Source organism: Streptomyces sp. NPDC001002, assembly GCF_053599215.1.
The window spans coordinates 1-14088 of record NZ_JBSFLV010000205.1 but is presented as its reverse complement, the minus strand read 5'-3'; the positions used below and the strand labels follow the sequence as shown (position 1 = coordinate 14088).

Annotated in this window: 7 protein-coding genes; all 7 read left to right on the top strand. The window is 70.6% G+C overall.

Going from position 1 to position 14088, the window contains the following annotated elements; genetic code table 11:
* Positions 1–2011: tetratricopeptide repeat protein (locus ACWDR3_RS44140; protein WP_450358342.1), on the top strand; the 2011-nt coding region annotated here is incomplete at its 5' end.
* 113 nt (positions 2012–2124) lie between these two features.
* Positions 2125–5736 carry a tetratricopeptide repeat protein gene (locus tag ACWDR3_RS44135; protein WP_450358341.1) on the top strand — a complete coding sequence of 1204 codons (3612 nt, stop codon included), beginning with the start codon at positions 2125–2127 and terminating at the stop codon, positions 5734–5736.
* Positions 5737–5836: 100 nt separating this feature from the next.
* Complete coding sequence (locus tag ACWDR3_RS44130) at positions 5837–8446, top strand: PA14 domain-containing protein (protein ID WP_450358340.1); 2610 nt, start codon at positions 5837–5839, stop codon at positions 8444–8446.
* 29 nt (positions 8447–8475) lie between these two features.
* Complete coding sequence (locus tag ACWDR3_RS44125) at positions 8476–10791, top strand: GH92 family glycosyl hydrolase (RefSeq protein ID WP_450358339.1); 2316 nt, start codon at positions 8476–8478, stop codon at positions 10789–10791.
* Positions 10792–10947: 156 nt separating this feature from the next.
* Positions 10948–12273 (top strand): wax ester/triacylglycerol synthase family O-acyltransferase, encoded by a 1326-nt coding sequence (locus tag ACWDR3_RS44120; RefSeq protein ID WP_450358338.1) that lies wholly within the window; start codon positions 10948–10950, stop codon positions 12271–12273.
* Positions 12274–12376: 103 nt separating this feature from the next.
* Positions 12377–13870, top strand: coding sequence for an SDR family NAD(P)-dependent oxidoreductase (locus ACWDR3_RS44115; RefSeq protein WP_450358337.1), 1494 nt, complete (start codon positions 12377–12379; stop codon positions 13868–13870).
* 51 nt (positions 13871–13921) lie between these two features.
* Positions 13922–14088: nSTAND1 domain-containing NTPase (locus tag ACWDR3_RS44110; RefSeq protein ID WP_450358343.1), on the top strand; the 167-nt coding region annotated here is incomplete at its 3' end.

Here is a 14088-nt window from a genome sequence, read left to right as displayed (position 1 = left end):
GGGCCGGCGTACCGCTCACGAGGCGGATCTGGCGGCCGACAAGCGCTGGGCGGACGGCACTTGGCGCGGCCACCGCCTCAACGAGACCTATCACCGCCTGTGTGCCCATCCCGCACAACAGCTCACGGCCGCACTCGAAGAGGCGATCCACGCGGCCGGCCACGATCTGTCCACCCTGCGCCGCTGGGCCGACCTGCTCACCAGGGCCGGCATCGACAGCGACGCGTCCGCCGTCACCGGCTGGGGGCGGCGCCTGACCTCGGCGGCGGCCGGTGGGCAAGGCGTCCTCGACGGGCTGACCGCCCTGCTGACGGCCCCCGACCTGAGCACCGCCGCCCGCGCGAGTGCCCACCTGTACCGGGGCCGGTATCTGCACCACGCGGACCGTCTGCACGAGGCATGCGAGGACCTCGACCATGCGGTCGCCCTCGATCCGACCATGGCCGTGGCCCTCCAGGAACGGGGCGTCGTCAACCACTGGCTCGATTTCACCCCGTACTCGCTGTACGACCTGACCGATGCGCTCGATCTGGATCCCCGGCTGGTGCGGGCGCACGCGATGTCCGGAGTCGCCGAGTTGTGGCGGGGTTTCCCCGACGACGCGATCCTCCACTTCGACCGTGCCCTGGCACTCGACCCCGACATCGACTGGGCCCTGTGCCAACGAGGCCTGGCGCATCTCATCGAGGGCCACCCCGGGCCCGCGCTCGCCGACCTCGACCGGGCCCTGGAGCTGGATCCGGCGTACGAAGTGGCGTTGGCCGTACGCGCGATGGTCCATGAGCGGACAGGACGTCTGGACGAGGCGATCGCGGATCTGAGCCGGGCGGTGGAGCTGGATCCGGGGTACGGGTGGGCCCTCGGCCGTCGCGGTGCGATTCACCGACAGGCGGGGCGTGCAGCTCAGGCGCTCGCGGACCTGGACCGGGCCCTGGAGCTGGATCCCAAGGACGACTGGGCGCTCGCCGCACGTGGCGTACTGCACGGTGACGAGGGGCGCACGGAGGCGGCGCTGGCCGATCTGAACCGGGCGCTGGAGCTGGACCCGCGCCACCTGTGGGCTCTCATCCGGCGCGGTGCGGTGCACCGGCAGGCGGGCCTCCTGGAAGAGGCACTGGCCGATCTGAACAGGGCGTCGGAGCTGAGTCCGGAGGATGATTGGATCATCGCCGAGCGTGGTGCGGTGCATGCGGAGGCGGGTCGTCCGGAGGAAGCGCTGGCCGATCTGAACAAGGCGCTGGAGATCGATCCGGATTACACCTGGGTCCTTGTTCAGCGTGCTCGGGTGCACCAGGAGGCGGGGCGTCCGGAGGCGGCGCTGGCCGATCTGGACCTCGCAGTGGCGCTGGACCTGAACAACGCCTGGGCCGTCGCCCAGCGGGGTGTGGTGCATCGCGAGGCGGGTCGGCTGGAGGACGCGCTGGCCGACCTCGACCGCGCTGTGGGCCTGAACACGGACGATGTGTGGACCCTCCGCGAGCGTGCTCTCGTGCACATCGAGGCGGAGCATGCGCAGGAGACGCTGGCCGATCTGGACCGGATGGTGGAACTGGCTCCGGATGACGAGTGGGCCTTCGCTCAGCGCGGCGCGGAGTACCGGCAGGCGGGTCGTCCGGAGGACGCGCTGGTCGAACTGGAGCGGGCGTTGGAGCTCGCCCCGGAGGACGCATGGACCATCGCCGAGCGTGGTGTGACCTACTCGGAGGTGGGCCGTCCGGAGGACGCGCTGGCCGATCTGGACCGGGCGTTGGAGCTCGACCCGGAGTTCGGGTGGGCCTGGGCGCAGCGTGGTGTGCTGCACCGGGAGGCGGGGCGTCTGGACGAGGCGCTGGCCGATCTGAACCGGGCGGTGCAGCTGGATCCGGAGAGTTACTGGGCGGTCGGCGAGCGCGGCTACGTCCACCGGTTGGCCGGGCGCATCGACGAATCCGTCGCCGACTTCACCCGCGCCATCGAGCTCGACCCCCAGGACCCATGGGACTTCGCCGAACGCGGACGTTCCCCTCGGTGAGCAGGACGGTACGAGGAGGCGCTCGCCGATCCGAACCGTCTCCAAGGGTGGAGTGATCGCCCTGGGCAAGGGGCAGCAGGTGTCGTAGCCTCCTGACTGCGGGGAGGGGGACGATGGCACGGGGGAACACACGGCGGTCGCAGTGGGACGAACAGCGGCCCTCGCGGGGAGAGTTGATCCGGTCGCAGGAGCAGGAGGTGTTCGTCGGCCGGCACGCGGAACGTGCCACGTTCGCGGACAACCTCTCGCGCGATCCCGCCATGGGCGACTTCCACTGGCTCTTCCACGTGCACGGCGTCGGCGGTGTGGGCAAGTCCACGCTGGTGCTCAACTGGCAGGAGACGGCACGCTCGCACGGCGCGCTGACCGCGGTGGTCGACGCGTTCGAGGTGCGCGGGGTCGTGGAGGCGATGAAGGCCGTCGGCGGCGAGTTCGCACCGCAGGCGGGACGACTGAAGGACTTCGACGCGGAGGCGGCACGCCTCGACAAGCTCCAGGAGGCCGATCGGCGGGCTCTCGCCCCGGACGGAGAGACCCCTTCACCCGCCAGTCAGGTGGCGGCCCAGGCACTGATGGGTGCGACCTCGCTGGTGCCGGGCGCCTCCGTGCTGACCGGGATGACCAGCCCCGAAATGGCCGCCCGGGGCATCGACCGGATGCGCGCCGCGGCCCGCGACCACCGGCTGCGCGGCCGGGGGAGCGACGAGGGCGCTGCCGACCCGGTCGCACGGCTGAGTTCCGCCTTCGTGAAGGAGCTGGTCCGGCTCGCCGGGCGGCATCCGTTCCTCGTGCTGTTCTTCGACACCTGGGAGCAGGCGGGCCTGTTCCTGGAGGAGTGGGTGCGTGACCTCCTGCTGGACAGGTTCGGACGGCTGCCCAGCAACATCGTCTTCGTCCTGGCCGGCCGCGGGCCGCTGGACGAGCGCGAGTGGGCCCGCTTCCGCACCCATGTCACGGAGGTGCCGCTGGAGGTCTTCACCGAGCGCGAGGCCAGAGGTCTGCTGACGGCACGCGGAGTGACGGACGAGACAGAGGTGGCGTCCATCCTGGACACGGCTCTGGGCCTGCCCCTCCTCCTGGACGTGCTCGCCAGGACCCGCCCCTCCAATCCGGCCGCGCACGAAGCCATCGGGGAGCCCGTCGACATCGCCGTCGCCCGCTTCCTGTACTGGATCCACGACACCGTGCAGCGGGACGCCGTCCTCGACTGCGCGCTGCCGCTGCAGTTCAACGAGGACGTGTTCCGCGCCGCGGTCCCTCCGGCCGACGCCGCGCTGTTCTCGTGGCTGTGCACCCAGCCGTTCGTCGCCGGCCGCGACGGGCACCGGCAGTACCACGACGTCGTACGCACCAGCATGCTCCGCCACCAGCGGGCGCGATCGCCCCAGGACTGGATCGACAACCACACCCGTCTCGCGGACGCCTTCGCGGGTTGGCGTACCGCTCACGAGGCGGATCTGGCGGCCGACAAGCGCTGGGCGGACGGCACTTGGCGGGGCCACCGCCTCAACGAGACCTACCACCGTCTGTGCGCCCACTCGGCGCACCTCGCCGCCGCCCTGGAAGAGACGATCCGCGCGGCCGGCCAGGATCTGCCCACCCTGCGCCGCTGGGCCGACATGCTGACCAGGGCCGGTGTCGACAGCGACGCGGCCGCGGTCACCGACTGGGGGCGACGCGTGAGCGCCGCGGCGGCGGGCGAGCAGGGTCTTGTCGAGGCACTGGCCGCGCTGTCGACGGCTCCGGACCTGAGCGCCGGCGCCGTCGCGAGCGCCCACCTGTACCGCGGCCGTCACCTCTACCACGGGGACCGCGAACAGGAGGCGATCACCGAGCTCGGCCGGGCGATCGACATCGATCCTTCCCTGGCGGCGGCCTACCTGGAACGCGGCGCCGCACACCGCTGGATCGATCACTACGACGAAGCGGTGGCCGACCTCACGCGCTCGCTGGAACTCGAACCGGGGACGGCACGGGCATACGCGTTGCGCGGGGCGGCCCAGTTGCAGCGGGGACTCGTCGACGAGGCGATCGCCGACCTCGACCGCGCCCTGGAGGCCAACCCCCGTCACCAATGGGCCCTGGGGCAGCGCGGGCTGGCCCATCTCGTCGCAGGCAACCCGGCGCGGGCGCTCGCCGACACGAACCGGGCCCTGGAACTGGACCCCGACGACGATCTGGCGCTCGCCCTGCGTGGCGAGGCCCATCGGCGGGCGGGGCGTCTTGAGGAGGCCATCGCCGACCTGGATCGCGCGGTGGAGCTCGATCCTGAGTACGCGTGGGCCATCGCCCACCGCGGTGGGGCGCACCGGCAGGCGGACCGTCTGGAGGAGGCGCTGACCGATCTGAACAGGGCGCTGGAGCTCGATCCTCAGGACGACTGGGCACTGGCGACACGCGGTGTGCTGCACAGCGACTCCGGGCGTCCGGCGGAGGCCCTGGCAGACCTGGACCGGGCCATCGAGCTGGATCCCGAGTACGGGTGGGCCCTCGCTAAGCGCGGCGTGGTGCACCGGCTGGCGAAGCGCCTGGAGGAGGCGCTGGCCGATCTGAACCGGGCCGTCGAGCTGAACCCGGAGGACTCCTGGATCGTCTCCCAGCGAGGTGCGGTGCATGAGGAGGCGGGACGTCTGGACGAGGCCATAGCGGACCTGAACAGGGCCCTGGAGCTGGATCCCGAGTACGGGTGGGCCCTGACCCAGCGGGGCGTGGTGCACCGGCGGGCGGAGCGTCTGGAGGAGGCGCTGGCCGATCTGAACCGGGCCGTGGAGCTGAAGCCGGAGGACGGGTGGCCCGTCGGGGAGCGTGGCTACGTTCACCAGCTGGCCGGACGCCTGGACGAGGCCATGGCCGACTTCACCCGCTCCATCGAACTCGATCCGGGCGACCCGTGGGACTACGCCCAGCGCGGAAGAACCCACCGGCTGGCGGAACGTCTCGACGAGGCGATCGCGGATCTGAGCCGAGCGGTGGAGCTCGCACCGGAATTCGACGAGGCCTTCGCCTGGCGTGGTGCGGTGCACCGGCAGGCGGGACGGCCGGCCGAGGCCATCGCCGACTTCGACCGGGCGCTCGCCCTCGACCCCGACAACACCTGGTACCTCAGCCAGCGGGGCTGGACGCACCGCCAAAGAGGTCACTACGACCATGCCCACGCCGACTTCGACCGGCTGACCGAACTCGACCCCGGGTACCCAAGAGCCTTCTTCAACCGCGGCGAGACGCACCGGCTCTCGGGCCGACTGGACCAGGCGGTCGCCGACTTCACCCGGGCATTGGAGATCGACCCCGCCGACGACTGGGCCCGGCAGCAACGGGCCATGGCCCACCAGTCCGCCGGGCGGCCGGCGGAAGCACGCGTCGACCTCCGGCAGGTCCTGGCAGGGGAGGACGCGGACGCGATGACCCGACTGCAATGGGTGCTCCTCGACAGCCGCGAGCACGGGCTGGCCGCCCACCGGGAGGACTGGCGGGCGCTGCTCGACGGCACGGACGGTGAGGACGAGGACGTCGTCCGCCTCTTCACCCTTCTGCGGGCACTGCTGCTGGAATCCGGTGCCGACACCGAGGCGCTGATCCAGCGGCTGCTGGAGGTGGTCGAGGATCAGGAAATGGTCGACGAAGTCACCGTCTGGCTCCGCGAACTGGAGGCCACACCCGGCGATCACGTGCCAGAGATCCGACGACTGCGCCACCGTCTGCACGATCACCGAGCCCGTCTCTGAGCCGACCCGACCGGCCCCTGTTGTCATGTCCCTGGACGGGCAGCGGAATCCGTGTTGTCATGCCAACTGTTTGCCATGCCAACGTTGTCATGGAGGTTGCATGCGCATCACCCGGCTCAGAAACCGACTCGCGTTACTCCTCGCCGTGGCTCTCGGCCTCGCCGGACTCGTCGCGGTCCCGGCCGCGACCGCCGCCGCCGAGCCCCCGGAAGTCCACGGTCTGAAGGGCGAGTACTACACCCAATCCGCCCCAGGAGCCTTCGACTTCGACCAGCTCAAAGCCACCGGCTTCGACCCGAATCTCGACTTCGCCAACCTCGAACCCCGCCTCGCCTTCACCACCGGCCGCTCGGACGACGTCAGCGTCCGCTGGACCGGAAAGATCGTCCCGGAGAAGACCGGCGCCCACACCTTCTCGATCATCGGCGACAACGGCTTCCGCCTGTGGGTCGGCGGACAGCTCCTCATCGACCACTGGGTCGACGACTGGGACCGCGAACAGACCGCCGCCCCGGTCGAGTTGACCGCGGGACAGTCCTACGACATCAAGGTCGAGTACTTCGAGCACTACGGCGGCTCCAACCTCCACCTGCGCTGGACCCAGCCCGGCGGCACCAAGGAGGCGATCCCGCAGTCGGCGTTCCGCCTGCCCGACGGATTCGACTACGACGGCGCCATCGCGACCACCGTCACCGGCACCGGCCGCACCCTCAAGCTCGACTTCGCCCAGCCCCTCGCCGCACCCCCGGCCGGCCTCACCGACCACATCGAAGCGGTCATCGGCGGCGCCAAGTGGCCTCTGGGCGCAGCCACGTTGGACCCGGCCGACCCCAAGTCCCTGCTCATCGCGCTCGACGAACCCGTCGTCGGCAACAAGACCGGCACCGCACCCGGCATCGCCGACGTCCGCTACGACGGAAACGGCGGCCTGAACCGAGCCGATGGCAACGTTACCAATGGGTTCTGGAGCAGCGGCCCCAACCACTCCACGTACGAGCTGCGCACCAAGTGGGCCGACCAGGTGGGCCCCGACAACGCCCTCCCCGAGTACCCGCGTCCGCAGCTGACCCGCACCGACTGGCGCAATCTCAACGGGCGTTGGCAGTTCGCCGCGGCCGCGGCCGGTGAACAGCCGCCGGTGGGTCGCAACCTCGCCGAGCGCATCCTCGTCCCCTACCCCGTCGAGTCCCAGCTCTCCGGGCTCGAACGGCACGAGGACCGCATGTGGTACCGCCGCACCTTCACCGTCCCGGCCGACTGGAAGATCGGTTCGGGCAAGCGGCTGCGGCTCAACTTCGGCGCCGTCGACTGGCGCAGCGAGGTCTACGTCAACGGCGTCAAGGTCACCGAACACCAGGGCGGCTACGACAAGTTCAGCGCCGACGTCACCGACGCGCTGAAGCCCGGCCGCACCCAGGAGCTGATCGTCGGGGTGTACGACCCCACCGACGCGGCCGACGGCGAGAACCCGCCGATCGGCAAGCAGCGCCTGGACCCGAGCGGCATCTGGTACACACCCACCTCGGGCATCTGGCAGACGGTGTGGATGGAGCCGGTCGCCACCGACCACGTCGACTCCCTCAAGCTCACGCCGGACGTCGGCAAGAGCCAACTCGCCGTCGAGGCACAGGGAGTGCGGGACGGCGTACCGATCACGGCCACGGCGTACGACGGGAAGCGGAAGGTCGCCACCGTCAGTGGTCGCACGGGCGGGCCGCTGACCCTGAGCATCAGGAATCCCCATCTCTGGTCGCCCGACGACCCGTTCCTCTACGACCTGAAGGTCACCGTCGGCAAGGACCGTGTCGGCAGCTACTTCGGGATGCGCTCGATCGCCGTCGAGAAGGTGAACGGCGTCCCGCGCACGGTCCTCAACGGCAAGCCGATCTTCATGATGGCCACGCTCGACCAGGGCTTCTGGCCCGACGGCCTGTACACCGCGCCGACCGACGAGGCCCTCGCCTACGACCTCAAGGTGCACAAGGAGTTGGGCTTCAACTCGGTGCGCAAGCACATCAAGGTCGAGCCGGACCGCTGGTTCTACTGGGCCGACCGGCTGGGGCTCATGGTGTGGCAGGACATGCCGGCGATGACCGCCGGGGTGAACCCGTCCACCGCCGCCCGGGCCGAGTACGAGCGCGAGATGAAGCAGATGATCGACGAGCACATCAGCAGCCCGTCGGTCGTCATGTGGGTGACGTTCAACGAGGGTTGGGGCCAGTACGACGAGGCCCGGATCGCCGACCAGGCCAAGGCCTGGGACCCGACCCGGCTCGTCAACAGCATGTCCGGCATCAACCTCGGAACCGACGGCGGCACCGGCGACATCATCGACGAACACGGCTATCCCAGCCCCGCCCTGCCACCCCATCCCGACGGTCAACGGGCCCTCGTGAGCGGTGAGTACGGCGGTCTGGGGCTCGCGGTGCCCGGCCACGCCTGGTCGGTCCAGCAGTCGTACGTCGACGTCGACCCGGCGGCCTACACCGACGGCTACCTCACCAAGCTCGCCGAGGTGCACGCCCTGGCCTGCAAGGGGAGCAACGGCGCCGTCTACACCCAGATCTCGGACGTCGAGGGTGAGCTGAACGGCCTGCTGACGTACGACCGACGGGTGCTCAAGCCTGACACGCAGCGGGTGAAGGCCGCCCAGCAGGCCCTGATCCGCGACGCTTCGCAAGCGACTCCCGCAGGGTGCCCGACCCCCTGAACCCCCCACGCATCAGGAGGACTTCCCGCATGAGATGGACCCGGCGCCTGCGTCTGGGCATGGCGGGGGCGGTGGCAGCGTCCGCGCTGTTCGCCGTCCCCGCCACCGCCCAGGCCTCGCCCGACAGTCGACTCACCGACCTGGTCAACCCGTTCATCGGCACCGAGAACGACGGCAACACCTACCCCGGCGCGGCCGTGCCCTTCGGCATGGTGCAGTTCTCGCCGGACACCGGCCACAACACCGGCTACGACTACTCCCAGAACCACATCCGAGGCTTCTCCCTGGTCCACCTCTCCGGCGTCGGCTGCGGCCTCGGCGGCGATCTGCCCGTGCTGCCGACCACCGGTGACGTGACGCAGACGGACTACGCCCAGTACGCGGCCGAGTTCAGCCACGACGACGAGCAGGCGAGCCCCGGCTATTACCAAGTCGGCCTGAAAACCGGCATCGAGGCCGAACTGACGGCGACCGCGCGCACCGGCGTGCAGCGCTACACCTTCCCGGCCACCGACAAGGCCAACGTCCTGCTGAACGCGGCCCAGTCGCTGCACAGCGTGGTCACCTCGAAGGTGGAGGTCCTCGACAACCGGACCGTGCGCACGGCCATCACCGGCCGCGGCTTCTGCCAGGACACCAAGCCGTACACCGTCTACACGATCACCCGCTTCGACCGCCCCTTCACCACGTACGGCACCTGGAACGGCTCGACGGTGACGTCTGGTTCGAAGAGCGGGAGCGGTGGCGCGTACGTCCGCTTCGACACGACGAAGGACCGTACCGTCGAGGCGACCACGGCCCTGTCGTACGTCGACGCGCAAGGTGCGACTCTCAACCTCCGTGCGGAGGGCGGGAGTTCGTTCGATGCGGTCCGGCACCGAGCCCAACGGGCCTGGGAGGACCGGCTGGACGACGTACGGGCGAAGGGCGGTTCCGACAGTCTGCGGCGGACCTTCTACTCGTCGCTGTACCGGTCCTTCCTCGCGCCCAACATCGGCAGTGACGTCGACGGCCGGTACACCGGGTGGGATCAGAAGATCCACCGGGCGAAGGGCTTCACGTACTACCAGAACTGGTCCCTGTGGGACACCTACCGCACCCAGTCCCAACTCCTCTCCCTGCTCGCGCCGCGCGAGGCACGGGACATGGCGATCTCGGTGATCAAGATCGACGAGGAGAGCGGCTGGCTGCCCAAGTGGGGCTACGGCACGGTCGAGACGAACATCATGACCGGCGACCCGGTCACGCCCTTCCTGACCAACGCCTATCAGCAGGGGTTGCTCAAGGGGTACGAGGAGCGGGCCTACCGGGCGTTGAAGCAGAACGCCGACGGGGTGCCGCCCGCCGACTCGCCGGCCGTGGGCCGTGAGGCCAACGCGGAGTACATCGCGGGTGGTTACGCGCCGTACATCAAGGACCGCCCGCACGTGAAGCCCGGTGACTCGGACTACGACCACGGGGCCTCGGCGACCCTGGAGTACGCCCTGTCGGACGCGATGCTCGCGCAGATGGCCCGGGACCTGGGGCATGCGGCCGACGCCGCGCGGTATGCCGCCCGCGCGCAGAGCTACCGGAACATCTTCGACCCCTCGACCGGCTTCTTCCGCGCCCGCGACGCCTCCGGCGCCTTCGTCGGACCGGCGGACCCGGCCAAGAGCGAGGGCTTCCACGAGGGCACGTCCTGGCAGTACCAGTGGCTGGTGCCGCAGGACCTGCCGGGCATGGTCGACCTGATCGGCGGGCAGCAGGCGGCCAACGACCGGCTCGACTCCTTCTTCGCCTACGACCGGCTGCTGGCCGACCCGGCGAAGACCGCGCGCGAGGTGTGGGTCAACGGGCCGTACGACTACTACAACGCGGACAAGTACAACCCGCAGAACGAGCCCGACCTGATCGCCCCGTACACCTACCTGTCCACCGGACAGCCGTGGAAGACGACCGACGTCGTCCATGCGGCGCTGACCCTGTTCACGGACGGTCCGACCGGCATGACCGGCAACGACGACCTCGGCACGATGTCCGCGTGGAACGTGCTGTCGTCGATCGGGATCTTCCCGGTCCAGCCCGGCTACGACACCTGGGGCCTGTCCACGCCGGTCTTCGAACGGGTCGACCTGACCCTGGACCGGCACTACTACCCGCGCGGCGCCCTGACCGTCACCGCGTCCGGCACCTCGGCCACCGACCGGTACGTCCAGTCGGCCCGGGCGGACGGGAAGGCGTACGACCGGACGTATCTCACGACCGGCGATCTGCGCTCCCTGCGGTCGCTGGCCTTCACGGTCGGCCCGCAGCCGTCTGAGTGGGGAACATCACCGAAGGCGGCGCCACCTGCACTGAAGTGATCACAGGCGTCTCCTGCGTCCCGCCCCTCCCAGGAGGGGCGGGATCGGACCGACACGTAACCTGCCGTTAACTGTGCGTAGCGTGATCGTACTTGACCGTAATCGATGGTCGGCGCTTGACTGCTTGCTCACCCCTAGTCGACGCGAGGCAAGCCTTTGACTTCCGACCTGCTCGCTCCACTCGACCTGGCGTTCTGGAACATCGAGTCCGACCGGAACCCGATGCACCTGGGCGCGCTCGGCGTCTTCTCCGCCCACTCACCCACTGCGGGCGCCCACGCCGCCGACCTGCTGGCCGCCCGTGCGGCAGGCGTCCCCGGGCTGCGGATGCGCATCCGGGACGTGTGGCAGCCGCTGTCCCTGCGCTTCGGGAGCGCCGCCCGAGAGGCGGACCCCGACTTCGACCCGCTCCACCACATCCGGCTGCACGCCCCCACCACCGACTTTCACGAGGTCGCGGGCCGACTCATGGAGCGTCCGCTGGAGCGGGACCGGCCGCCCTGGGAGGCGCATGTGCTGCCGGGGGAGGACGGGGTCTCCTTCGCCGTCCTGTTCAAGTTCCATCACGCCCTCGCCGACGGGCTGCGCGCGCTGGCGCTCGCCGCCGCCGTTCTGGACCCGATGGACCTGCCCACGCCCCGGCCGCGCCGCGAGGAGCCCAGGCCCGGTCTGCTGCCCGACGTGCGCAAGCTGCCCGGACTGGTCCGGGGTGCCCTCTCCGATGTCGGTCGGGCCCTCGACATCGGCGCCTCGGTGGCCGTGTCCACGCTCGCCACGCAGTCCTCGACCGCGCTCACCGCCGAGCCCACCGGCACCCGCCGCACCGCCGGGGTCGTCATCGACCTCGACGACGTGCACCGCATCCGCAAGTCCGAGGGCGGCACCGTCAACGACGTACTGATCGCGGTCGTCGCGGGCGCCCTGCGCCGCTGGCTCGACGAACGCGGCGACGGCAGCGAGGGCGTGGCACCGCGCGCCCTGATCCCCGTCTCCAAACGCCGTCCGCGCACCGCCCAGCCGCAGGGCAACCGCCTCTCCGGCTACCTGATACGGCTCCCGGTCGACGACCCCGATCCGCTGAGCCGGCTCGGCAACGTCCGCGGTGCCATGGACCGCAACAAGGACGCGGGGCCCAACCGCGGCGCGGGCGCCGTCGCCCTGCTCGCCGACCACGTGCCGCCGCTCGCGCACCGGCTCGGCGGGCCGCTGGTCAGCCAGGCCGCCCGGCTCTGGTTCGACATCCTGGTCACCAGCGTGCCGCTGCCGAGCATCGGCCTGAAGCTCGGCGGCAACCCGGTCACCGAGGTCTTCCCGCTCGCCCCGCTGGCCCGCGGCCAGGCGCTCGCGGTGGCCGTCTCGACGTACCGCGGACATGTGCACTACGGGCTCGTCGCCGACGCCGAGGCCGTCCCCGATCTCGACCGGTTCGCCGCCGCGCTGACCGCGGAGGTGGAGACGCTCATCACTGCCTGCGGCTCCTGACCCCGCCGGGTTTGGTGGACCGGGCCGGCGCTCCGTAAAATTCGCCGTTCGACAGTGGGTGCGATCGGAGCGCCACGCGGGACAGCAGGGAAGCGGCAGCGCGATGACGGTGACAGAGGAAGGCCCCACGACCGGGGAAGAGGTCGTGTTCGGGCCCGGTATCGACCCGGAGCGGCTCGCCGTCTGCCTGAGCGTGCTGGAGGAACTCGACAAGCTGGAGGTCGACCACCCGGACGCGATCGCGGTACGCCGGGCCACCGCCGGCGTCTACCGCACGGTCAAGCAGCGCCGCCGCCAGGAGCGCCGGGCCGCGAAGACGGCGCACGACAAGGCGGTCACCGAGGCCACCGCGACCGGCTCCGCCCAGCGCATCGACGACGAGACCGAGGGCCTGCTGCCGTCCTCGGGCACCGACGAGGGACAGCTCGCCGGCATCCTCCAGCGGCCCCGCTCCTGCTACACCTGCAAGACCCGGTACGTGGAAGTCGACTACTTCTACCACCAGCTCTGTCCCGACTGTGCCCGCCTGAACCGCACCAAGCGGGACGCCCGCGCCGACCTCACCGGCAAGCGCGCCCTGCTCACCGGCGGCCGCGCCAAGATCGGCATGTACATCGCGCTGCGGCTGCTGCGCGACGGCGCCCACACGACGATCACCACGCGCTTCCCCAAGGACGCCATCCGCCGCTTCAAGGCCATGGACGACTCGGCGGAGTGGCTGCACCGCCTGGAGGTCGTCGGCGTCGACCTGCGCGACCCCGCACAGGTCGTCGCCCTCGCCGACCAGGTCGCCGAGGCGGGCCCGCTCGACATCCTCATCAACAACGCGACCCAGACCGTACGTCGGCTGCCCTCCGCCTACGCCGCCCTCGTCGACGGCGAGAGCGCCCCGCTGCCCGCCGGGGAACTCCCCGCCCACCACGTCATCGGCGCTTTCAACTCCGGTGCGGTGGACGGTCTCGCGGCCCTGCCGGTCGGCATCAGCAACCTCGACGCGCAGCAGGTCGCCGACCTCGCGCTGGTCGCCGGCAACGCCAGCGTCGCCCGGCACCTCGACGGCACGGCCATCGACGCGGGTGGTCTGGTCCCGGACGTCGTCGACACCAACACCTGGGTGCAGACCATCGAGCAGATCTCCCCGGTGGAGCTGCTTGAGACCCAACTCTGCAACTACACCGCGCCGTTCATCCTGATCAGCAAGCTCCGCCCGGTCATGGCCGGCGCCGCCCGCCAGGCGACCAGCGGACGCGCGTACATCGTCAACGTCTCGGCGATGGAAGGCGTCTTCGGCCGCGGCTACAAGGGCGCGGGCCACCCGAACACCAACGCCGCCAAGGCCGCGATGAACATGGTGACCCGGACCAGCGGCCAGGAGATGTTCCAGAGCGACGGCATCCTGATGACCTCGGTCGACACCGGCTGGATCACCGACGAGCGCCCCCACTACGACAAGCTGCGCCTCGCCGAGGAGGGCTTCCACGCCCCGCTCGACCTGATCGACGGCGCGGCCCGGGTGTACGACCCGGTCGTCCGCGGCGAGCACGGCGAGGACGTGTACGGCGTCTTCCTGAAGGACTACGCGCCCGGGAAGTGGTAGCGGCTCGCTGAGCGGTAGGGGTCCGCTCAGGGGTAGTTGTTCCGCTGAGCGGTGGCGGGTCGGCTGACTCGTAGTGGCCCGCTTATTCGCTCGCGGGTCACGAGGTCGGCGCCCTACCGTTGTGCGGCGGTCGTCGGCGCGTCGGGGAGCGGCAAGTCGTCTTTGTTGCGGGCGGGGTTGATACCGCGGCTGCGGGAGTACGGGGGAGTCGGCTTCCG